The sequence below is a fragment of the Vibrio campbellii CAIM 519 = NBRC 15631 = ATCC 25920 genome (assembly GCF_002163755.1).
Taxonomy (GTDB): domain Bacteria; phylum Pseudomonadota; class Gammaproteobacteria; order Enterobacterales; family Vibrionaceae; genus Vibrio; species Vibrio campbellii.
This window is the reverse complement of record NZ_CP015863.1, coordinates 2,187,382-2,209,644: the sequence shown is the minus strand read 5'-3', so window position 1 is coordinate 2,209,644 and position 22,263 is coordinate 2,187,382. Positions and strand designations below refer to the sequence as shown.

Here is a 22,263-nt window from a genome sequence, read left to right as displayed (position 1 = left end):
ATTATAAATTACGAAAAACTTTTTCTTTCACTGTTTTTGTTGATATTTATTTGAGTTATTGATTGGTGGTGTTTTAGGGCGGTTTTTTATGAATCAGTGCAGGTAAAAAACTAAATTATGGTAATTTACGGTAATTTATCGTAATTTTTTCGGTTTAATAGAGCCTTATTGAGTTTTCTGTTGCTTATTTATTCATTGAACAATCCTTTTTCCACGATGTTTTATGTGATTTTTATCGGTTATGCATTTTTACTCTTATCAAAGTTTAGATTTTATGTGTGGTTGATTAGGTATTTTAATGTGGGTATCATGCCGCTCGTCTCAAAAATAACAATTTTTTCAGTAAGGTATTAATTCGTGGATGTTAAGTTTGACAGCTCTGGGAGTCGTATCTTTTATCGTCAAAAAAGTGTTTTCTTACAACCCAATGAGCTAAATCTGGCGTTATTACTTTTAAAGAATAAAGGGGATATTGTTTCTAAAGAAGAAATCTTACAAACCGTTTGGAAAGATAAAGTCGTTACAGAGGGATCAATTAAAAGAAGTATCTCTTTATTAAGGAAGTCTATATCCGAAATTGGTGCGAACGTTGAAATTATTGCGCACAGAGGGTTGGGATATAGCTTAAATACACCTTTGAATATTTTTGTCGATGGCTCATTTATAAAATTGGACAATAATACACCTTTGAATATTTTTGTCGATGGCTCATTTATCAAATTGAACAATATTGAGAGCGTCGCATCAGGGACATTTTCATTTTTCAAGCTTAAAGCACAAACGATAATTCTTCTGTTGATTGCATTTAACCTTTCTGCAAGTGCCTATTTTCTATTCGATCATTTATTCAAGCCCGGACTTTCACAAACCACACCTTATTTAGAGGAAATGCTAATTTCTCCTAGCTATGAGGTGGTCACTACTCATGAGGGAGAAGTAGCGAGCGTGAAGTTGATTTACGCTAAACGTGACCATGTTCCTCAGTACTTATGGTCAGCATTAGAAAGTATTAATGAGAATATGGTTGTTTTCTATAGCCAAGAAGAAGGAGAGGTCTATTTTTCATTGTTCATTAATAACTCTTCAAGTAAAAAATATGCACATAACTACACACTTTCGATAGACACTGCTGATGAAAAAATTAAAGAAATTCTTAGCCAATTCAAATAAGGCGCATACCGCTCTCGTATTGAGCTCACTGCTACCTTTAGGTTGTTTTTTCCTCAGCAAATCGGAGGGCGAGCAACACAATCTCAAGTTTATTTACAATTACAAAGTGTATAAAGAAGAACATGGGAAGATAAAACTGGATATCTTGAGCTCGATGGAGTTTAGCAATAATCAGTTTTCTGTAATGCAGTTCTCCTCGCCGGGCACCGAAGACTCACTCTTGCTCTCTTTTGACGCCAAGATACTCGGTCGCAACAAGAATAAGTTTGAGTTCTGCTCTTACAATATTGCCGTTAAGAATACGAAAGAGGCATTCAGTGAAAGCCTAATTGAGAAACACTTTTTTGATATGTCCCAAGTGGTCACTGATTTAAAAAGAGACAGTTCGAGACCTATTTCTGTTGAGTTCTTCAGCGAAGACGTTGTCTTAATCACTGGTGGTTTTTTCAATCGTCCAACGTTGATATCGCGTTCCTTTCCCTCGGGGACATAAGAAAGACTAAGTTTTTCGAACGAGATAAAAAGAGCCCTTTAATTGAGTATATAAAATAAAGGGCTCTTTTTGTTTGAGAGGGGAGTAACTCTGCTTATGCCGACAAGATACGCATGCAGTTTGTGGAGCCCACAACGTCCATCACATCGCCCTGTGTGAAGATGACTAGATCGCCTTCATCCAATAGACCTTGTTCTTTCAATGTCACGATCGCAGCATGAGCTGTCGTCAAACCAGCACCGCCTTTTGAGTCAAAGAATACGGGTGTAACGCCACGGTATAATGCTGCCCGGTTTAGCGTTGATTCATTGCGAGACAGGGCAAAAATCGGTAGGCCAGAACTTAGGCGAGACATCATGAGTGCTGTGCGGCCCGACTCTGTTAGTGACACCATCGCTTTCACGCCTTCCATATGGTTAGCGGCATACATGGTCGACATCGCAATGGTCTCTTCTGCGGTCGCAAACGTGCGGTCCAATCGGTAAGTCGACAGACTTGCTTCCGACATCTTTTCTGCACCCATGCAGACTTCTGCCATGGATTTAACAGTTTCTACTGGGTATAAACCCGCAGCCGTTTCACCTGAGAGCATAACGGCGTCTGTACCATCAAGCACGGCGTTGGCAACGTCCATCACTTCTGCACGAGTTGGCATCGGTGCGGCCATCATAGATTCCATCATTTGGGTTGCAGTGATAACAATGCGGTTTAAGCTACGCGCACGGCGAATCAGCTTTTTCTGTACGCCGATAAGTTCTGGATCGCCAATTTCTACCCCAAGGTCGCCACGCGCCACCATGACTACGTCAGAAGCAAGGATGATGTCATCAATTGACTCATTGTTTGCGACGGTTTCTGCGCGCTCTACTTTAGCGACAAGTTTTGCCTCTAAACCAGCATCGCGAGCCAAGCGTCGTGCGTAGTTCATGTCTTCGCCGTTGCGAGGGAATGAGATTGCTAAGTAATCAACTTTGATTTCAGCCGCCGTTAGGATATCGGCCTTGTCTTTGTCTGTTAGTGCATCTGCAGACAGACCGCCGCCTTTTTTGTTGATGCCTTTGTTGTTGGAAAGAGGGCCTCCAACAGTGACGCGGGTATGAACTTTATTGCCTTCAACGCTGGTTACTTGTAGTTGTACTCGACCATCGTCAAGCAACAGAATGTCGTTAGGTGAGACGTCTTGTGGCAGTTCTTTGTAATCTAAGCCAACGGACTCTTGGTTGCCTTCGCCTTTTGGTAAGTCGCTGTCTAGCGTGAATTTATCACCCACACTGAGGTGAATTTTTCCATCTTTGAATGTGGAAACCCGAATTTTAGGGCCTTGAAGATCACCGAGAATAGCGACTTGGCGACCAAGTTTCGCGGCGATGGCACGGACTTTTTGCGCACGTAGGATGTGATCCTCACTGGTACCGTGAGAGAAGTTCATGCGGACGACGTTGGCTCCCGCTTTGATGATCTCCTCAAGGACATTGTCTTTATCGGTTGAAGGGCCAAGCGTTGTGACAATTTTTGTTCTTCTTAATATAGAAGTCATAGATTCTCCGAAGAATGCAGGTGTAGGGTGAGATAAGTCGAATTCTATTCTCGCTAATTATATGCATAGTGTGTACAGATTGTTCGTATTCAGGTCAAAGTACTGAAAAAACATCCTGTCGCAGGTATTGCTACCTAATTTGACGAATAAAATAAGTCATTTTTCAAACAATTTAACAGGAGTAGATTTCTCGTTATTTGATTGAATACACAAACAAACATGTTTATACGTGATGCTTGTCACGGGGATTTATCAATTCACTTCACAATTACTTCGCAAAGTAAAAAAATTATCCCGTAATAAAATTTCGGAGTGCAAGATGTACATGGCTCAACCGGGCCATATTGATCATATCAAACAGGTCAATGCTGGTCGTGTATACAAACTAATTGACCTCAAGGGTCCAATATCTCGAATCGATTTGTCCAAGCAAAGTGAGCTTGCGCCTGCGAGTATCACTAAGATCACTCGAGAGTTGATTGAAGCCCATTTGATTCATGAAACAACCGTTCAGGAAGCCACCAGTCGTGGTCGCCCAGCGGTGGGTTTGCAGGTCAATAATGAAGGTTGGCAATTCTTGTCGATGCGTTTAGGTCGCGGTTACTTGACCATCGCTCTTCATGAGCTTGGCGGTGACGTTCTGATTGATACCAAAATCGATATCCATGAGCGCGATCAAGATGATGTTTTGGAACGCTTACTCTACGAAATTGATGAATTCTTCCAAACCTACGCCGATCAACTTGACCGTGTAACCAGTATCGCCATTACGTTACCTGGTCTGGTGAACTCAGAGCAGGGCATTGTATTGCAGATGCCACATTACAATGTTGAGAATTTAGCGCTAGGCCCTGAGATCTATAAAGCAACAGGCTTACCTGTTTTTATTGCTAACGACACACGAGCTTGGGCGTTGGCTGAGAAACTGTTTGGTCATTCTCAAGATAACGATAACTCGGTTCTTATCTCCATCCACCACGGCTTAGGCGCTGGTATTATCTTGGACGGTCGAGTGCTGCAAGGCCGACACGGTAACATTGGTGAATTGGGGCATATCCAAATTGACCCGAACGGCAAGCGCTGCCACTGTGGCAATATTGGTTGTTTGGAAACTGTGGCCAGTTCACAGGCTATCCGTGAAGAAGTGGTCACTCGCATTGCAAATGGCGAAGCTTCTATCCTTGCAGAGCAAGAAGAGATGAGTATCGAGAGCATTTGTGAAGCTGCTGCGAACGGCGATCCTCTTGCGGTTGACGTGATTGAGAAACTGGGGCGCTATTTAGGCTCGGCTGTTGCAATAGTTATTAACTTGTTCAACCCAGAAAAAATTCTCATCGGTGGGGTTATCAACCAAGCGAAGGATGTGCTTTATCCAGCCGTTCGACGTTGTATAGAAGAGCAAAGTCTTCCTGTTTACCATCAAGATCTTGAGCTGGTGGAATCTCGTTTCTACAAACAAGCGACTATGCCCGGAGCCGCATTGATTAAGCAAGCGCTGTACGATGGTCAGCTGCTGATGAAGGTGATTGAAGGCTAATCTTTCCTACATTCATAGCGTTATTTTAAGGGGTGATCGGTGTCGTTCACCCTTTTTTGATCTTCCCAGTGCTGAAAACATCAATCTGAGCGCTGCTTCATTGCTATATCCATGGCATTAATGTAATTTCCGTAAGTATGGTAGAACACTCATAAAAAAGTTTACTTTGTTGTTTCAACACGGTTTTCTGTAAAGAGTGGAAGGTAGTGATTTAAGGTTAGGTAGTGGTATGTCCGGAGTGTTAAATACGGTTGATCAGCGCACAAATCTGGTGGGTGAAAACCGACTAGAACTTTTGCTGTTCACGTTAAATAGTCGCCAGTTGTTTGCGATTAACGTTTTTAAAGTGAAAGAGGTGATCAAGCTGCCTCCACTGACCAAACTGCCGGGCTCTCACTATAACATCCGTGGAGTGGCTTCTTTACGTGGTGAAGCGGTACCAGTGATTGATTTGCGTTGTTCGATTGGCTTCCCACCATTGCGTGGAGAGGCAGAAGAAGAGAACTTGATCATTACTGAATACAACCGCTCGATTCAGGGCTTCCTTGTTGGACCTGTGCGTAACATTATCAATACCGCATGGACTGAGATTCAGCCACCGCCGTCTACATCTGGCCGTTCTAATTACCTAACTGCCATCACCCAAGTGAAAGATGGTGATTCATCTCAAATCGTTGAAATCATTGATGTCGAGAAAGTGCTGGCGGAAATTGTTCACTATGATGTGACTATCTCCGATGGCATTTTAGACCAAGATCTCGCTCACGCTATGGTTGGTCGTAACGTGCTTATTGTTGATGATTCCTCAACAGCACGTAATCAAGTTCGTGACACGCTATCTCAGCTTGGTTTGAACATCATTGAGTGTCGTGATGGCCTAGAAGCTTTAACAGTACTCAAGCGTTGGTGTGATGAGGGCAAAGACGTTGAGAAAGAACTGTTGATGATGATTACAGACGCGGAAATGCCAGAAATGGATGGTTACAGACTCACGCATGAAGTGCGTTCTGATCCTCGCATGTCGAAACTGTTTATTACGCTGAACACGTCGTTAAGTGGAAGCTTTAATGAAGCTATGGTGCAAAAGGTTGGATGCGATCGTTTTATCTCTAAATTCCAGCCCGATCTCTTGGTTCAAGTAGCACAAGAGCGGATGCGCCAAATCGTATAAAGATGGCTGAAAATTAATTCAGCAGAATCAAAAAGGGAGGCTTGACCTCCCTTTACTTTTTCCGGCGCACGCTTTTTCCCGCCATCAAAACGCGATGGCTTAATGGAAGTCACGAGATTTACTTTTTAGCTCAGCAAGGTTGTGTGTGCAATCGATGAGCTTTCCTGCAATTACATGCGTCACTTCTCCTTCTCTTTCTAAAATCCCTTTGACCATCAAGACTTTCGAAGTGAGATAAGCTTGCTTTTGGGCGCGCGCGGTTGCTCGCCAGACCACCACATTAATGTTGCCCGTATCATCTTCTAAAGTGAAAAAGGTCACACCTGCTGCCGTGCCTGGAGATTGTCTACCTGTCACAACACCTACGATCGTCACTAAAGACTTGTGCTCCTTTTCTACCAACTGCTTCATCCGAGTAAAGCGTGGTAACTTGCCTGCTTCTTCCAGCAGAGTAATCGGGTGTCGGCTCAGTGATAATCCGGTGCTGGCGTAATCTTCAATCAAATTCTCGTATTCAGAAGGTTGAGCTTGGTAATTCGCCATTGGTTCTTCTATGTGATTAAACAAAGGCAAATCTGACAACGAGTCCATCGCAGCCCATCGCGCGTTATAGCGATTGCCAGAAAGGATCTGAAACGTATTGGCAGAAGCGAGTAATTCAATGTCGCGGCGGTTTCTTAAGATCTGTTTCACCTCTTGGATAGCACGATAGCCAGTGCTTGGTCGGCGCTCAACCAGTCGAGAAGCGCTTTCTTGATTAAAGCCCTTTACTAAACGAAAGCCCAGTTGCACACCAAGACGGCCATTAGGACGCTGAACCAAATGGTGCTGATACGAAGAGTGATTGATGCAAACAGGCAGCACTTCGACACCATGTCGGCGCGCATCTTGAATCAATTGCGAAGGGCTATAAAAACCCATTGGTTGGCTATTTAGTAGGGCAGTATAGAACTCAGCAGGATAGTAAAACTTTAACCATGCAGAGCAGTAAGCCAGCACAGCAAAAGAGGCGGAGTGACTTTCTGGGAAGCCATACTCACCGAAGCCGCAGATTTGATCGAAGATGCGTTCCGCAAACTCTAAGTCATAGCCACGTTCACGCATCCCGTCGATTAACTTCGGTTTGAACTTGGCAAGATCGCCGTTCTTCTTCCATGCAGCCATTGCTCGGCGAAGTTGATCGGCTTCACCACCACTGAACCCTGCGGCGACCATCGCGAGTTTGATCACTTGTTCTTGGAAAATCGGCACGCCCATAGTGCGCTCTAGTACGCTTTTCACTTCTTCCGATGGATAACTGATCGGCTCTTCACCATTTCGTCGTTTTAGAAACGGATGGACCATATCACCTTGGATTGGGCCCGGACGGACAACAGCAATCTGTACGACTAAGTCGTAGTAACGTGCAGGCTTTAAGCGTGGCAGCATGCTCATTTGTGCGCGAGACTCAATTTGAAACACGCCAACGGTGTCCGCTTTTTGGATCATGCGGTATACGTGCGGATCATCTTGCAGGCACGTGATCTCGGCAATCGACAGGGATCGCTGGTGGTGTTTCTCGACCAATTGAAAGCATTTACGGATCGCATTCAACATGCCGAGAGCAAGAACATCGACTTTTAACAGCTTTAAGCTTTCTAAATCATCTTTATCCCATTGAATAATAGTACGATCTTCCATCGAAGCATTTTCGACAGGCACCAGTTCATACAAAGGGCCTGATGAAATCACAAAGCCGCCCACGTGCTGAGATAAATGGCGCGGAAAGCCGATGATCTCGTTCACCAACTGGATAAATTGCTGGCCCTTTAACGACTCGGGTTGTAACCCCAATTCGATGATTTGCGCTTGCCAACCTTGGCTACGATCACGGCGATTCACGTTTTTGATGAAGAAGTCTAGCTGAGTTTCTTCAATCCCCAACGCTTTACCTACCTCACGCACGGCGCTTTTAAAGCGATAGCTGATCACGGTAGCTGCTAAAGCGGCACGCTCGCGCCCGTACTTCTTGTAGATATATTGAATGACTTCTTCACGACGCTCGTGTTCAAAGTCGACGTCAATGTCTGGCGGCTCTTCTCGCTCTCGGCTAATAAAGCGTTCGAACAGAACCGAGATTTGTCTAGGATCGACGGCGGTGATTTCTAAGCAGTAACACACCACCGAGTTTGCCGCAGAGCCTCGCCCTTGATAGAGAATGCCTTGCTGTTTAGCAAACATCACGATGTCGTGGATGGTGAGAAAGTAATAGTGATATTCCAGCTCTTCAATGAGCGCTAACTCATTCTCGATGGTTTGATGAATATCTGCGGGTATGCCCTCAGGAAAGCGCAACTTTTTACCACGCTCGACCAACATACGTAGATAAGAAGTAGGGGTGTAACCATCAGGAATCAGTTCTGTTGGGTATTCGTATTTCAAATCTGAGAGTTTGAATTCGCACAAGTCCGCAATATGGGTGCTTTCTTCTAGCCATTCAGACTTGTAAATTCGAGACAGTTTATTCAGTGGGCGCAATGCTCGCTCAGCATTGGATAAACGACCAAAGCCGAGCTTATCAACGCTACAACCGTGCTTTACTGCTGTCAGGACATGTTGCAAAGGTAAGCGCTCAACGGCATGCATTAAGACGCCGCCACAAGCGGCAATTGGCAATTGGAACTCGTTTGCCAGTAACTCACAGTGCGTGGTGTAGGCATCGTCGTCGCCACCTAAATGACGCTGAATCGCGACCCATAAACGATGAGCGTGATGCTGCTGGAGCCAGCGTCCCCAATAATGGTCGCTCTCTTGATTAGTTGGGAGCCACAGTACAAAACAATGGCGAACCGACATCAAATCCCACTCAGACAATTGATAACTGCCTTTCTCGCTTCGACGTCTCGCATTGGTGATGATCCGACACAGCTCAGCATAAGCTTTACGGCAAGGGCAAAGCAGTACCACTTGGCATTCATCATTGAGCCAAAACATACTGCCGACGATTTGTTTGATGTCGAGTTTATGCTGCTCGATGGTAGCATGAGCTTTCACTACGCCTGCAACTGAGCACTCATCGGTGATCGCAATGGCTTGATAGCGATAAAACGCCGCCTGCAATACCAACTCTTCTGCATGAGAAGCGCCGGTGAGAAAGGAGAAGTTGGACTGACAAAACAGTTCTGCGTAACTCATAACGACCTAACAAAAATAGCCATGGAGAAACCAGTGCTTGTGCTGATCGCGAAACACCCATAACCAGCGACCTTGCTTGGTGTGTGCAATGTAGTAATCACGCATGATCTCATCGCCATCCCACCATCCAGAGACAATCCGCTCTGGCCCATGAACTAGAGAGACTTGCTCTTGTAGCACGATAGGTTCGGGTAATTGCATCGCGGGTCGCAGCAGAGCAGGGATGGTGTTAATCGGGACATCCGGCTCATCGGCTGGGCGATATTGGTTGGCTTTCTCTGGCCTTGGGTCGCAGGCTATATTGGGTTTGAGTACCGCACTTTTGCCCAATTTAGCTTGCAGTAAAGAGAGCAGCTCTAACGCGTTCATTTGGCCTTTTTGCCCAGCAAAGAAATCGCGTGCAGAGCTTAAAGGTTCACCTTGACGCTCTACTTTTAACGTCAGGCCAATAACAGGACCGTTTAACGTGACGGATTCCAAACTCAAACTCGCCAATTGTTGCCAGCGTTGGCACAAGTAATCGCCTTGCGCGGATGTGAGTTGAAGGTGCTGTGCTTGTTTGTCCCGCTGATGCAGGGTTAAACACAGCTCAAACGCGACTTTATCGCGCAGCTTGAGAAAGGTTTCGAGTTGACGAAGCAATTTAGCCAGTGGCTTCTCCACCCATTGGACGTTTTCAATCTCAAACAACAGTTCCAAATAGACTTGGAAGGGTTCGGTTGGGTGATAAAAGTCGACAGGATGTTTAAATTGCCCTGTCAGGCGACCAACATAGTTCACCAAATCAATGTCGAATCGACGCGCGATGTCTTGCAGTGGTAGTTCAAGTAACCCTTGCAGTTTGGTGACACCTACACGTTGTAGCTTCTCTACGGTAGTGCTTGATAAATCCGTTAATGTGAGCGGCAGTGGTGATAAGGCTTGCTGCACGGCAGATTTGTCTTCGCTGATGAAGTTCGCCCCTGCTAGTGCCATCAACTTGGCAGAAAAAGGCGAAAAGCCACACCCGAATTGAAAACTCAGTTTCAGCTCTGATAAATGAGCACTGACTTTAGTCCAATAGTTTTGTAGTCCTTCATACATATTAAGCATCGGGGTTGCGCGTAGCAGAATACCTTGGTTTGGCATCAATACGACATCAGAAGTAATCAGATAAAGCCATTGAGCAATTTCTTGTAACTTGCTCAATTCGGTTTGCGGATGATAAGGATGCACTTGTAAATCTCGGCACAAAGAAGCCGCGCTACCCAAGCCCATATTTGGCTTAATGCCTTGTTGCTCGGCAATCTCATTGTATTGAATGATCCGACAACGTTGGCTTTCTACAATTATCACGGGTTGCTCTTGGTTATCACCAAAGAGGGCATCTAACTGTAGGCGAGGGAAGTGCAAGTAAATCCACAAAACCATATTATTAACCCTGACTCGCCAATGGGAAATTTACCACAGTCGATGGAATGAGAGTTGTGCTTGGCATTACCAGTTGCGGGTAGTGGTGCTGGAAGCTGATATCGACACTACCTTTACTCCAGCCGCCTTTTCGTTTGAGAACTTCCACGCTGACGCCTTGTTCATGACCTTGCAGTTTTAAACTCAGTGACACAGGTAAAGACAAACGGTTGGTCATGTTAGGCTTGAGCATAAACAAAGGGCAAGAGCCTTGTTCACTCGCCACTTGTAGACGTTTTACTTGATGGATCTCTAGTTCATCCTGCCATAACAAAACGTTGGTGCACACGCCGCTCTTGAGGCATTGCTCGGCTGCCCACAGCGCATCGCGTTGATGTTCAGGCGTGATTACCCATACTTGGTTGATGTCCAATCCAATACTGTGGAGGAACAATGAATTTATTAACGCAGGTGGTTGAATGAATGCCGTCACTCCTCTCGAAAGAGACGCTTCTAAATAAGGCGCAAGCAAACGTAGTTCGCCAATACTGCCAACGGATTCCATTTCCACCACGCCGTGAGGAGGAAAGCCGCCGCCAAGCAGTGCGTCGAGTTCAGGAAAACCAGAGCTATGTAGGAACTGATGGTCGTCCGCTTTGGTTAAATTTGCTTGCCAAACAAGGTGTTGGCTTTTTAAGTGCTGGATAATGTCTTGCATAAATAAAATACCTGTATATATGTACAGTATATTTCTGTGGTGGAAAGTCGCAAGATTTTTATAGGCAGAAATACGAAAAAAGGCAGCGTTTGCTGCCTTTTCAATCGATTATGTGAGGTAACCTGAGTTGATTACTTACGCTTTGGCTGCGCGTCGATACACTGACCATTTACACCAGTCACTGTTGGGTCCATCAAGTGCAAGTAAAGCGGCATGATGTCCAGTGCTGTTTTTAGTGTGTTCGCATCTTCACCTGGGTAGGCTTTTTCACGCATGCGAGTACGAGTTGCTCCCGGGTTAATTGCGTTAACACGCATTGGTGTGTCACTTAGCTCATCTGCCAATACCTGCATCATACCTTCTACGGCAAACTTAGAAATGGCGTATGGACCCCAGAAAGCACGACCAGAATGACCAACTGTCGAAGAGGTAAAGACAATACGACCCGCATCTGATTTACGCATGATAGGTAGCAGAGCTTGAGTCATCAGCACTTCGGCTTTCACGTTGATTTGCATGATGTCGTCGAAGTCTTCTTCGTTGATTTGCTCAAACGGACATAGCGTGCTGAGAACGCCGGCGTTGTGCAATAGGCCATCCAAGCGACCAAATTGACCCTCGATGGTTTCTGCCATATCGATGTAGTGCTGCTTTGTTGCACCTTTCAGGTCAAGTGGGATGATCGCTGGCTTAGGGTAGCCCGCAGATTCGATTTCATCGTAAATGGATTCAAGGTTCTGAACGTTTCGACCAAGTAGAATCACAGTCGCACCATGCTGAGCGTAAGAAAGTGCAGCTTGGCGACCGATACCATTACCTGCACCAGTGACAAGAATGACTTTACCTTTTAGGGCATCTGCTGAAATGGAGTAGTTCACGGTAGTAAATCCTTATTATTGTATCTAGTTCCGACGTACAGGCTTCATGTTCGTTTGTGTAGAAATGCGCCTGTTTCTCAATGGAAAATCTTGGTAATCGTGACAAGTTGGTTACAATACACCAATTCATGTGTTATACCAATTCCAGAACGGTTGTCCGGTATGTTATTTGAACACTATCAATCAGAACAAAAGGTTACCGATTTTCTCGCCTTCTCTCTGATTTTTCTACGTAACATATTGATGACCATTACTGGTATGAGATAGAGGAACTCTCATTGGAATTTTTATTAGATTACGGTCTGTTTTTAGCCAAGATTGTCACCGTTGTAGCGGCAGTCGTTGTGCTGCTGATTATTGCAAAATCAGCGGGTGGTAAGTCGGGTGCGGCAAAAGGTGAATTAGAAGTCACTAACCTTTCTGAGCGCCATAAAGACGCGGTAGAGCAGCTAGAACACCACTTACACGATGACGCTTTCATCAAAGCGCGTGATAAAGCGGTTAAGAAAGAAGAAAAAGAAAAGAACAAATCTCGCGAGAAGGAAATCAAACAAGCGAGCAAAGAAGGTTCTCTCGATAGCAAACGCGAACCACACCTGTTCGTTCTGGACTTTAACGGCAGTATCGATGCTAAAGAAGTAGCATCACTACGTGAAGAGGTGACAGCAGTATTAGCCGTTGCTCGCGAAGGCGATGAAGTTCTGCTTCGCCTAGAGTCTGGTGGTGGCATGGTTCATGGCTATGGCTTGGCATCTTCTCAACTTGACCGAATCAAAGCTGCGGGTCTGGCTCTGACGATTTCTGTCGACAAAGTTGCAGCAAGTGGCGGTTATATGATGGCGTGTGTGGCAGACAAGATTGTGTCTGCGCCGTTTGCGATTGTGGGTTCTATCGGCGTTATTGCACAGATCCCTAACTTCAACAAACTGTTGAAAAAGCATGATATCGAATACGAGCAGTTAACGGCAGGTGAGTACAAACGCACACTGACCATGTTTGGTGAGAACACCGACAAAGCGCGTGATAAATTCAAGCAGGAGCTTGAAGAAACACACGTACTGTTCAAAGACTTCATCCGTGAGCGTCGCCCTGCGCTAGAGCTTGAAAAAGTCGCAACCGGTGAACACTGGTTTGGTACGCAAGCGAAAGAGCTAGGACTGGTAGATGAAATCAGCACTTCCGACGATCTAGTTGTTGCAGCATGCAAAGAGAAAACCGTACTAGCAGTGCATTACGTGCAAAAGAAAAAACTGGCAGACAAGCTTGCCGGTGTTGCAAGTAAAGTGGCTGATAGCGTAGTACTTAAACTTGTAGAGCGTGGTCAAAAGCCAATTGTTTAATCGATAAGATACGATTCAAACTTAAAGCGGCGAGGATGGAAACTTTCGCCGTTTTTATTGGAACTTTCCTCAATAGTGTGAATCCAACTGCGCATTGGGTGTAATGCTTTACACAACATTTTTCCTCGCTCCAGAGGACGATTACCCGTATAATACGCGCCTCGAAAACCGAGCAAATTGCTGAAAAAGAAATTATAGGTGGAGAAGAACATGTCCTCTCAAACTCCGGTTGTTACCGTAGATGGACCTAGTGGTGCAGGTAAAGGCACTTTATGTATGTTGCTAGCGAAGAAGTTGGGCTTCCACCTTCTGGATTCTGGCGCAATTTATCGTGTACTAGCACTTGCAGCGATTCACCACGGTGTAGACACAGAGTCAGAAGACGCGCTTGTCCCACTTGCTACTCACCTAGACGTTCAGTTTATTGCTGAAGGTGACCTAGTAAAAGTGATTCTAGAAGGCGAAGATGTTTCTGGTGAACTTCGTAAAGAAGAAACCGGTATGGCTGCGTCTAAAGTGGCAGCACTGCCACGCGTTCGTGAAGCATTATTGCGTCGTCAGCGTGCATTTGAGACCGCTCCGGGTCTGGTTGCTGATGGTCGTGACATGGGTACGGTTGTATTCACAGGCGCACAAGCGAAAATTTTCCTTGATGCGAGCGCAGAAGAGCGTGCAAATCGACGCCTTAAACAGTTGCAAGATAAAGGGTTAGATGTTAGATTTGCTGACCTTTTGAGCGAGATCCAAGAGCGTGACGATCGCGATCGTAACCGCCCAGTGGCGCCACTACGCCCTGCAGAGGATGCGCTTGTGCTAGATTCTACGTCGATGACTATCGACGAAGTGGTAGAAAAGGCACTACAATATATCGAATCGAAGCTAGCTGAGTAATTACGCTCGGCTAGGCTAAGAGCGTTGGTCGCAAGGATGATGACTGGCGAATTTAATAACCCCATGCGGTAGGATACCCGTGGACGTTTAATTTATTGAAGATTAAATAAATGACTGAATCTTTTGCTCAACTCTTTGAAGAGTTTCTAAACGAAACAGAATTCCAACAAGGCAGCATCGTTAAAGGTACTGTAGTAGCTATCGAGAACGGTTTCGTTCTTGTTGACGCTGGTCTTAAGTCTGAATCTGCTATCCCTGCTGAACAGTTCAAGAACGCTGCTGGCGAACTTGAAGTTGAAGTTGGCGCTGAAGTAGACGTAGCTCTAGACGCTGTTGAAGATGGTTTCGGTGAAACTCAACTTTCTCGTGAGAAAGCTAAGCGTCACGAAGCTTGGATCGTTCTTGAGAAAGCTTACGAAGAAGCTGAAACTGTTGTTGGTATCATCAACGGTAAAGTTAAAGGCGGTTTCACTGTTGAACTAAACGGTATCCGTGCTTTCCTTCCTGGCTCTCTAGTAGACGTACGTCCAATCCGCGACACTGCTCACCTAGAAAACAAAGAGCTAGAGTTCAAAGTTATCAAACTTGACCAAAAACGTAACAACGTAGTTGTTTCACGTCGTGCAGTTATCGAATCTGAGAACAGCGTTGAGCGTGACGAGCTTCTAGAAACTCTACAAGAAGGTTCTGAAGTTAAAGGTATCGTTAAGAACCTTACTGACTACGGTGCGTTCGTTGACCTAGGTGGCGTTGACGGTCTTCTACATATCACAGATATGGCTTGGAAGCGCGTTAAGCACCCATCTGAAATCGTTAACGTTGGTGACGAGATCCAAGTTAAAGTTCTTAAGTTCGACCGTGAGCGCACTCGCGTATCACTTGGTCTTAAGCAACTAGGCGAAGATCCATGGGTAGCAATCGCTAAGCGTTACCCAGAAGGTCACAAACTAACTGGTCGCGTAACTAACCTAACTGACTACGGCTGCTTCGTTGAAATCGAAGAAGGCGTTGAAGGTCTAGTACACGTTTCAGAAATGGATTGGACTAACAAGAACATCCACCCATCTAAAGTTGTTAATGTTGGCGACGAAGTTGAGGTTATGGTTCTTGAGATCGACGAAGAACGTCGTCGTATCTCTCTAGGTCTGAAACAGTGTAAAGCTAACCCATGGCAGTCATTCGCTGAAGCACAAGCTAAAGGCGACAAAGTTACTGGTAAGATCAAGTCTATCACTGACTTCGGTATCTTCATCGGTCTAGAAGGCGGCATCGACGGTCTAGTTCACCTATCTGACATTTCTTGGAATGTTGCTGGCGAAGAAGCTGTACGTGAGTACAAGAAAGGCGACGAGATCTCTGCAGTTGTTCTAGCAGTAGACGCTGAGCGTGAGCGCATCTCTCTAGGCGTTAAGCAAATGGAAAACGACCCATTCAATGCTTACGTTGCTGATAACAAGAAAGGTGTTCTAGTTAACGCTACTGTAACTGCTGTTGACGCTAAAGGCGCTACAGTTGAAATCGCAGAAGGCGTTGAAGGCTACATCCGTGCTTCTGAAGTATCTCGCGATCGCGTAGAAGATGCTTCTCTAATCCTAAGCGCTGGTGATGTTGTTGAAGCGAAGTTCACAGGTGTTGACCGTAAGAACCGCGTAATCAACCTATCTATCAAAGCTAAAGATGAAGCTGATGAGCAAGAAGCAATGGCATCTATCAACAAGCAAGACGAAGCTGCTTTTGGTAATGCAATGGCTGACGCTTTCAAAGCTGCTAAAGGCGAATAATTTACTCGCTTAAGCTAAAAAGGAGCCGCAAGGCTCCTTTTTTATGCTTGCTACTTTGTGAGTAGTAATACTAATGTTGATAAACTATGCTAAAAAAAGACATTTTTTGATTGCGCATTTTGTGTAAAATTTGTCTAGAATTGATAGCAAGTGTTTGTTGGAATTAGTATTACTTACTATAATGAGTGATAAAGATACTCAAAGAGGGCAACTATGACTAAGTCTGAACTGATTGAAAGACTCTGCGCTGAGCAAACACATTTATCAGCGAAAGAGGTAGAAGATGCTGTAAAAGATATTTTGGAGCACATGGCCTCTACATTAGAGAGCGGTGACCGTATTGAGATCCGTGGCTTCGGTAGTTTTTCTCTTCATTACCGCGAACCTCGTGTAGGTCGCAACCCTAAAACGGGTGATAAGGTGGAGCTGGAAGGTAAATACGTTCCTCACTTCAAACCTGGTAAAGAGCTTCGTGAACGCGTGAATCTCGGTAGCTAAGGCTCTCTTATTAGTTTGAAAAAGCGGCATACTCTCGTGTATGCCGCTTTTTTATAACTAGATTATTGGTAATATACATGGTCTGAAGAAACATTTTACTGCATAATCTTACCTACTTACTCCTTGAAGGGTGATGTAACATGAAAATTATAAAAATCATTGCTGTTTTAGCTCTCTTTTTAATTGCACTGGCTCTAGGTTCTCAAAACCAAGAGATCGTGACTTTCAATTACCTTCTAGCGAAAGGTGAATTCCACCTATCAACGCTACTGGGTGTGGTCTTTGTCGTTGGCTTTGGTCTGGCATGGGTTATCTTTGCTAGCATCCAATTCAAGACTCAGCTTCAAGTTCGCCGTCTGAAAAAGAAACTTAAAAAGTATGAGCCCGCTGAAGCAGAGAAACCTGCAAAACCAGCAGTAGAAAAACAGGCATAAGGATAAGGCTTAACTTTAATGCTTGAACTACTCTTCTTGTTATTGCCGATAGCCGCCGCCTATGGCTGGTACATGGGCCATCGCAGCGCTCAGCAAGACAAGCAGAAGCAATCTCATCAAATATCCCGTCAGTATGTGACGGGTCTTAACCTGCTCCTATCTGATCAGTCAGATAAGGCGGTTGACCACTTTATTGAATTGCTCCAAGTCGATAACGAAACGATAGATACACACCTAGCGTTGGGTAATCTTTTCCGTTCTCGTGGCGAAGTCGACCGCGCAATTCGCATTCACCAAAATCTCATTTCTCGTTCTGGCCTGACTCTGGACCAGAAAAACCTTGCTCTTCAGCAACTGGCTAAAGACTACATGGCGTCTGGTTTTTTAGACCGCGCAGAGAAAATCTTTGAGCAGCTAGTTGAGGAGCCAGACCATCGTGAAAGCGCGCTTCAACAACTGGTTACTATCTATCAACAGACGCGTGAGTGGGAAAAAGCCATTCATTACGCCAACCAGTTGGCGAAGATGGGCAAGAAGCGTACTCGTATTCGTGCCAACATCGCACACTTCTGGTGTGAACTAGCGATGCTTGACCAAGCAGATGGCAACACCAGCAAAGCAATTCAACACTTCAAGAAAGCACTGTCAGAAGACCCGAAATGTGTGCGTGCAAGCATTGCGCTGGGCCGTGTTTATTTGGAGTCAGAAGATTACAAGCACACCATTAAATACCTCACGGGTGTACTTGAACAAGATAAAGACTTTATCAGTGATGTACTGCCGACCATTGCCGAGTGTTATCACCACCTTGGTCAAGAAGATGAGCTGGTAGAGTTCTTGCGTGCGTGTATCGATAAGAAAGCCGGTGTATCGTCTGAACTGATGCTAGCACAGCTTGTGGCACATCATGAGAGCGTTGGTGCAGCGCAAGAGCTGTTGACCAAGCAACTATTGAAAAACCCAACCATGAAGGGCTTCTACCGCCTTATCGACTACCATATCGCGGAAGCAGAAGATGGTCGTGCGAAAGACAGTCTTTCTACACTGCAAGCGATGGTTGGAGAACAGTTAAAAGTAAAACCGCATTACCGATGTAGGAAGTGTGGTTTCTCCACGCATTCCCTTTACTGGCATTGTCCATCATGTAAAGGATGGGGGACGATCAAGCCAATCCGAGGATTGGACGGTGAATAATTTTTAATGCAGCTGGCAGAGTTTCTGTCCGCTGCATTTTTTTAACCTTTTTAATAAGAACCAAAACTAGTTAGGAGATGAAATGATCGACCAAAAAGTTATTGTCGCACTGGATTATGATAACCAAGCGGATGCACTTGCATTTGTAGATAGAATTGATCCTGCGTCATGTCGCCTAAAAGTAGGCAAGGAAATGTTTACGCTATTTGGTCCTGATTTCGTACGTGAGCTTCATAAACGTGGTTTCTCTGTATTCCTAGACCTGAAGTTTCACGATATCCCGAATACGTGTTCAAAAGCAGTTCGCGCTGCGGCTGAGCTAGGTGTATGGATGGTGAACGTTCACGCGAGTGGTGGTGAACGTATGATGACGGCATCTCGTGAGATTCTTGAACCTTACGGTAAAGACCGTCCACTGCTGATCGGCGTGACTGTGCTTACAAGCATGGAGCAAAGTGATTTGGCAGGTATTGGCTTGGACGTTGCGCCTCAAGAGCAAGTGATTCGTCTAGCTACGCTGACAAAGAATTCAGGTCTTGATGGCGTAGTCTGTTCTGCTCAAGAGTCATCACTTCTGAAGAATGAACTTGGCAAAGAGTTTAAGCTAGTAACTCCGGGTATTCGCCCTGCGGGTTCAGAGCAAGGCGATCAACGCCGCATCATGACACCAGTCGATGCAATCCAAGCGGGATCAGACTATCTGGTTATTGGCCGTCCTATTACTCAGGCGGCGGATCCTGCATCGGTTCTTAAGTCAATCAACGATAGCTTAGCAAACATGTAATGTTGCTTTGAATTGAGCGCAAAGGTGAAGTTGGAACGCTTCACCTTTTTTGTTTTTGCAGCACGTAAAAATCTCTAGGAGTGATGTTATTCATATCGTGCCAGATGAACGCTGTGGCTGATGGTACTGCTAGGATCACATTTTACTAACATAAATTGCTGTGATACCCGGAAAGTGCAACCATGTGTTATGGGTAGCTTGCGTTACAAATGTGGAACGAATAATATGGGGTTGATGCATTCACTGCGTTGTAAGGTCAGGATGACCTAGTGAAACTCTCTGATATTAATACGGAAGTGGATAGGACTTCACTTTGTATTTGCTCTCATTATTTCCTTTACCGCGCTTTGCGCGTGGTCACTTCGAGATTCACTGCCGTCACTTTTCCTGCCGTACTGCGCAAACACAACAAGGAAGAAAACAATGATAAAGACCCTGCCATTTTCGGCACTGGCAATGTTGGTTGCGAGCAGTTTTCAACTAAATGCGGCTGAACTACCTGCAGATATCGAATGGACTTCGAATAATAACGAACCGCTATTTTCTTCAGAAGAAGCAGTACGAGGTGGTACTTACCGCACCTATATCCGCAGTTTCCCACAGACACTTCGTAGTGTAGGCCCAGATGCGAACTCTGGCCTTCGTCAGTACTTAATGGATGGCACGCCGAAACTGGCGCAGCGCCACCCTGACACAGGTAAATGGATTCCACAGCTTGCCAAAGCATGGGCATTTGGCGATGACAACAAAACGGTTTACTTTCAATTAGATGAAACGGCGAAATGGTCAGATGGTGAGAAGATCACCGCAGATGATTACGTGTTTATGATGAAGTACTACACGTCGGAAGACATCATCGATCCGTGGTACAACGACTTCTTTAAAACGAGCATTGTAAGTGTTGAGAAAATCGATGATTACACCATCAAAGTCAACCTAGCTGTCGCACAAAGTGAAGACTCGTTAATGGTGTTAATCAACATGCCAAGTAACGGTTTCCAGCCTCGTCCTGAGCACTTCTTTAAGAAAGAAAAAGACGAAAATAACGATGGCATGCCAGATAATTTTGTTCGCAAGTTTAACTTCAAATCTGAGCCTACAGCAGCACCTTACTACATCGATAAAGTGAAGAAAGGTAAGAGCGTGACATTCAAACACGTTGGCGAAGATTGGTGGGGTTATAACAACCGTTACTACAAAAATCGTTACAACGTAGACAAAGTGCGCATCACAGTTATCCGTGATGAAGATATCGCAATGAAGCACTTTGAAAAGGGTAACTTAGATTACTTTGAAATGGTGTTACCAAACTTCTGGCACGATAAAACGGACAGTGAAGTGTACAAGAAAGGCTATGTACAAAAGTACTGGGGCTTTAACCAGTCGCCTCAAGGTGCGGGTGGTCTTTGGATGAACACGGCTATGCCAATGTTGGATAACCTAGAAGTACGTAAAGGTGTCATGGCAGCAACCGACTATGACGGCATGATCGAAAACATCATGCGTGGTGACTATTCTCGTAAGCCACATGGTCTTGGTTTTGGCCATGGTGATTACGACGATCCAAACAACACACCGCCAAAATTTGATCCAGCAGAAGCGGTCAAACACTTCGAGAAAGCGGGCTTCGACAAAGTTGGCTCTGATGGTATCCGTGTGAACGATAAAGGTGAGCGTCTAAGCTTTGCCATCACTTACGGTTACAACTCACATACGCCGCGTATCGCGTACCTGAAAGAGCAAGCTAAGCTAGCAGGCTTAGAGTTTACTCTGAACTTGGTTGATGGTTCTTCTGCGTTCAAATACATTCTTGAGAAGAAACACCAGTTAGCGTTCTTGAACATGGGTTCTGGTGAGATCCCTGCGTACTGGGAGTACTTCCACTCAGACAACGCTAACAAGCCACAAACGAATGCGCACACAAATTACAGCAGCCCAGAGCTAGACAAGTTGATCGAAGCGTATGACAACGAGTTTGAGCAGCAAAAACGTTACGACTTGTCTCGTCAGATTCAAAAATACATCGGTGATGCGAACGTGATCGTTCCTGGTTACATGGTGCCTTACACCCGTGATGCTCACTGGCGTTGGGTTAAGATCCCTAAAAATGGTATGACAAAGAATACTGAGTGGATCCTGCACCCAATGGACATTGCGAACTTCTGGATTGATAAATCTGTGAAGAAAGAGACGGAGAAAGCAATGAAGGCGGGCAAATCGTTCCCTGAAGTGACGGTTATCGACGACCGTTACAAGTTGTCATCGAACTAGTTGCTAAATAGCAAACAACAAAAAGCCCCGAAAATTGATTGAGTCGGGGCTTTTTTTCATTTTCAAAATACTAGCTTACTAGCTTACTAGCTTACTAGCTTACTAGCTTACTAGCTTACTAGGTAGGAGACTTCCAATAGGTAAGTCTTTACGTCACCAAGTGAAGCAAATGCTGCATCGATGGTCTTAAAACGTTCATCGATAGAGCTATTCGAAACGATCTGGCTAAATGTATTCAGCGAGAAAGCCTCGTTTGCTTTAAAAAACTGGTGTACGTTTTCCAGTTGAACTTTATGGATATGCTCGACCTTGCTTAACGCAGCGGTAAGATCTGAAATGTTAATCGACATTGCTAATTTAACGCCTTTCTCTTGGCCCATAGGCCATAGGATTGGAATTTCTAATTTTCGCTAAGGGTATCTTAAGCGGTGTGTCTCAAATATGATTGAGATCAGGCCGAGTGCATTTATTGAGCATTGGGTTTGAAAGGCCATCGCGCTATTTTTCGCAATGACCATGAGATTGACGGCATAGTTCTTCCAACCATCTGAGGTGATAATTTCTTAACCGCCTTGGCGCGAAGTACTTCGTTAACCACGTGATTCCACCGCGCTGGGTGCTCTCTGTAATAATACAGCAACCGTGCTTCGTCGGTTCTAGCACCCAAGCATGATAAATATCGATACTTCCTCTTTTCCCCTTCCATGCTAAGCGCTGGTTCTGTAAATACTCTACGACGGTGCACTTCACTTCAAATCCAGAGGCCTTCCAACGAAACATAGTGTTTTTACATAAGGTGTTGTCACCATTAAGGATTTGAACCATGGTTTTTGCACGTCGCCATGCCGGCCATTCTGGTGCTCGTACTAAATGTTGCCAAACGACTTCAGGAGGCTCTGGGATTTCAATTTGGCTACGAACATGAATGCGGGCATGTTTGGGGTGGTAATAATCTGGCCAGATAACTTCCGATTTATTCATCTCGGTGGTTCCTAATAGCTCT

19 protein-coding genes are annotated in these 22,263 nt (G+C 45.1%); 12 read left to right on the top strand and 7 right to left on the bottom strand.

The features are described from left to right. Nucleotides 1-357 precede the first annotated feature (357 nt). Both A8140_RS10605 and A8140_RS10600 read left to right on the top strand, forming a co-directional pair. Nucleotides 358-1,170 carry a winged helix-turn-helix domain-containing protein gene (locus A8140_RS10605; RefSeq protein WP_038863408.1) on the top strand — a complete coding sequence of 271 codons (813 nt, stop codon included), beginning with the start codon at nt 358-360 and terminating at the stop codon, nt 1,168-1,170. After that, nucleotides 1,133-1,663, top strand: a complete 531-nt coding sequence (locus A8140_RS10600; RefSeq protein WP_050566983.1) for a hypothetical protein — start codon at nt 1,133-1,135, stop codon at nt 1,661-1,663. The genes A8140_RS10605 and A8140_RS10600 overlap by 38 nt, the downstream gene beginning before the upstream one ends. Before the next feature lie 94 nt (nt 1,664-1,757). On the opposite strand, the gene pyk is transcribed toward A8140_RS10600, so the two are convergent. Further along, nucleotides 1,758-3,200 (bottom strand): pyruvate kinase, encoded by a 1,443-nt coding sequence (gene pyk, locus A8140_RS10595; protein ID WP_038863406.1) that lies wholly within the window; start codon nt 3,198-3,200, stop codon nt 1,758-1,760. A gap of 319 nt (nt 3,201-3,519) precedes the next feature. On the opposite strand from pyk, the gene mlc reads away from it, so the two are divergent. Continuing rightward, nucleotides 3,520-4,737, top strand: coding sequence for a sugar metabolism global transcriptional regulator Mlc (gene mlc / locus A8140_RS10590; RefSeq protein WP_005533601.1), 1,218 nt, complete (start codon nt 3,520-3,522; stop codon nt 4,735-4,737). A gap of 229 nt (nt 4,738-4,966) precedes the next feature. Further along, nucleotides 4,967-5,908: a chemotaxis protein CheV gene (locus A8140_RS10585; RefSeq protein ID WP_005425659.1), complete on the top strand. Its 942-nt coding sequence runs from the start codon at nt 4,967-4,969 to the stop codon at nt 5,906-5,908. A 99-nt stretch (nt 5,909-6,007) separates the two neighbouring features. On the opposite strand, the gene A8140_RS10580 is transcribed toward A8140_RS10585, so the two are convergent. The 4 genes from A8140_RS10580 to A8140_RS10565 all read right to left on the bottom strand — a co-directional run bounded on the left by A8140_RS10580 (nt 6,008) and on the right by A8140_RS10565 (nt 12,067). After that, complete coding sequence (locus tag A8140_RS10580) at nt 6,008-9,082, bottom strand: error-prone DNA polymerase (RefSeq protein WP_005533599.1); 3,075 nt, start codon at nt 9,080-9,082, stop codon at nt 6,008-6,010. 6 nt (nt 9,083-9,088) lie between these two features. After that, complete coding sequence (locus tag A8140_RS10575; RefSeq protein WP_005533597.1) at nt 9,089-10,492, bottom strand: Y-family DNA polymerase; 1,404 nt, start codon at nt 10,490-10,492, stop codon at nt 9,089-9,091. Nucleotides 10,493-10,496: 4 nt separating this feature from the next. Beyond that, entirely contained in the window at nt 10,497-11,189 is a 693-nt protein-coding gene (imuA, locus tag A8140_RS10570) for a translesion DNA synthesis-associated protein ImuA (protein WP_005533596.1), read from the bottom strand. A gap of 131 nt (nt 11,190-11,320) precedes the next feature. Then, on the bottom strand, nt 11,321-12,067 hold the full coding sequence (locus tag A8140_RS10565) for a YciK family oxidoreductase (protein ID WP_005533594.1): 747 nt from the start codon (nt 12,065-12,067) through the stop codon (nt 11,321-11,323). A gap of 278 nt (nt 12,068-12,345) precedes the next feature. Here A8140_RS10565 and sohB point away from each other — a divergent pair, with 278 nt between their 5' ends. The 8 genes from sohB (at nt 12,346) to A8140_RS10520 (ending at nt 21,260) form a co-directional block, all read left to right on the top strand. After that, a complete protein-coding gene (sohB, locus tag A8140_RS10560; protein WP_005533592.1) occupies nt 12,346-13,407 on the top strand; it encodes a protease SohB in 1,062 nt (353 codons plus the stop codon). 210 nt (nt 13,408-13,617) lie between these two features. Further along, nucleotides 13,618-14,298: a (d)CMP kinase gene (cmk, locus tag A8140_RS10550; protein ID WP_005533590.1), complete on the top strand. Its 681-nt coding sequence runs from the start codon at nt 13,618-13,620 to the stop codon at nt 14,296-14,298. 110 nt (nt 14,299-14,408) lie between these two features. Then, complete coding sequence (gene rpsA, locus A8140_RS10545) at nt 14,409-16,079, top strand: 30S ribosomal protein S1 (RefSeq protein WP_005533588.1); 1,671 nt, start codon at nt 14,409-14,411, stop codon at nt 16,077-16,079. A 213-nt stretch (nt 16,080-16,292) separates the two neighbouring features. Beyond that, nucleotides 16,293-16,577 (top strand): integration host factor subunit beta, encoded by a 285-nt coding sequence (gene ihfB / locus A8140_RS10540; protein ID WP_005431133.1) that lies wholly within the window; start codon nt 16,293-16,295, stop codon nt 16,575-16,577. Between the two features lie 140 nt (nt 16,578-16,717). Next, nucleotides 16,718-17,011, top strand: coding sequence for a lipopolysaccharide assembly protein LapA domain-containing protein (locus A8140_RS10535; RefSeq protein ID WP_005431104.1), 294 nt, complete (start codon nt 16,718-16,720; stop codon nt 17,009-17,011). 18 nt (nt 17,012-17,029) lie between these two features. Further along, nucleotides 17,030-18,205, top strand: coding sequence for a lipopolysaccharide assembly protein LapB (gene lapB / locus A8140_RS10530; RefSeq protein ID WP_005431114.1), 1,176 nt, complete (start codon nt 17,030-17,032; stop codon nt 18,203-18,205). A gap of 82 nt (nt 18,206-18,287) precedes the next feature. Next, nucleotides 18,288-18,989 carry an orotidine-5'-phosphate decarboxylase gene (gene pyrF / locus A8140_RS10525; RefSeq protein WP_005431048.1) on the top strand — a complete coding sequence of 234 codons (702 nt, stop codon included), beginning with the start codon at nt 18,288-18,290 and terminating at the stop codon, nt 18,987-18,989. 423 nt (nt 18,990-19,412) lie between these two features. Beyond that, nucleotides 19,413-21,260, top strand: a complete 1,848-nt coding sequence (locus A8140_RS10520) for an extracellular solute-binding protein (RefSeq protein WP_005533584.1) — start codon at nt 19,413-19,415, stop codon at nt 21,258-21,260. A gap of 110 nt (nt 21,261-21,370) precedes the next feature. Here the strand turns inward: A8140_RS10520 and A8140_RS10515 are convergent, their stop codons facing one another. Next, complete coding sequence (locus A8140_RS10515; RefSeq protein WP_033000342.1) at nt 21,371-21,610, bottom strand: hypothetical protein; 240 nt, start codon at nt 21,608-21,610, stop codon at nt 21,371-21,373. A gap of 148 nt (nt 21,611-21,758) precedes the next feature. Beyond that, on the bottom strand, nt 21,759-22,241 hold the full coding sequence (locus A8140_RS10510) for an SRPBCC domain-containing protein (protein WP_005533580.1): 483 nt from the start codon (nt 22,239-22,241) through the stop codon (nt 21,759-21,761). Nucleotides 22,242-22,263: the final 22 nt, after the last annotated feature.

What these genes read in the sequence shown, in the direction of transcription:
- A8140_RS10510 (WP_005533580.1), bottom strand. Translation starts at nt 22,241, where the DNA reads ATGAATAAATCGGAAGTTATCTGGCCAGATTATTACCACCCCAAACAT.
- pyrF (WP_005431048.1), top strand. Translation starts at nt 18,288, where the DNA reads ATGATCGACCAAAAAGTTATTGTCGCACTGGATTATGATAACCAAGCG.
- ihfB (WP_005431133.1), top strand. Translation starts at nt 16,293, where the DNA reads ATGACTAAGTCTGAACTGATTGAAAGACTCTGCGCTGAGCAAACACAT.
- cmk (WP_005533590.1), top strand. Translation starts at nt 13,618, where the DNA reads ATGTCCTCTCAAACTCCGGTTGTTACCGTAGATGGACCTAGTGGTGCA.
- A8140_RS10600 (WP_050566983.1), top strand. Translation starts at nt 1,133, where the DNA reads ATGAAAAAATTAAAGAAATTCTTAGCCAATTCAAATAAGGCGCATACC.
- A8140_RS10580 (WP_005533599.1), bottom strand. Translation starts at nt 9,082, where the DNA reads ATGAGTTACGCAGAACTGTTTTGTCAGTCCAACTTCTCCTTTCTCACC.
- A8140_RS10520 (WP_005533584.1), top strand. Translation starts at nt 19,413, where the DNA reads ATGATAAAGACCCTGCCATTTTCGGCACTGGCAATGTTGGTTGCGAGC.
- A8140_RS10515 (WP_033000342.1), bottom strand. Translation starts at nt 21,610, where the DNA reads ATGTCGATTAACATTTCAGATCTTACCGCTGCGTTAAGCAAGGTCGAG.
- A8140_RS10575 (WP_005533597.1), bottom strand. Translation starts at nt 10,492, where the DNA reads ATGGTTTTGTGGATTTACTTGCACTTCCCTCGCCTACAGTTAGATGCC.
- pyk (WP_038863406.1), bottom strand. Translation starts at nt 3,200, where the DNA reads ATGACTTCTATATTAAGAAGAACAAAAATTGTCACAACGCTTGGCCCT.
- rpsA (WP_005533588.1), top strand. Translation starts at nt 14,409, where the DNA reads ATGACTGAATCTTTTGCTCAACTCTTTGAAGAGTTTCTAAACGAAACA.
- imuA (WP_005533596.1), bottom strand. Translation starts at nt 11,189, where the DNA reads ATGCAAGACATTATCCAGCACTTAAAAAGCCAACACCTTGTTTGGCAA.
- A8140_RS10585 (WP_005425659.1), top strand. Translation starts at nt 4,967, where the DNA reads ATGTCCGGAGTGTTAAATACGGTTGATCAGCGCACAAATCTGGTGGGT.
- mlc (WP_005533601.1), top strand. Translation starts at nt 3,520, where the DNA reads ATGTACATGGCTCAACCGGGCCATATTGATCATATCAAACAGGTCAAT.
- A8140_RS10535 (WP_005431104.1), top strand. Translation starts at nt 16,718, where the DNA reads ATGAAAATTATAAAAATCATTGCTGTTTTAGCTCTCTTTTTAATTGCA.
- lapB (WP_005431114.1), top strand. Translation starts at nt 17,030, where the DNA reads ATGCTTGAACTACTCTTCTTGTTATTGCCGATAGCCGCCGCCTATGGC.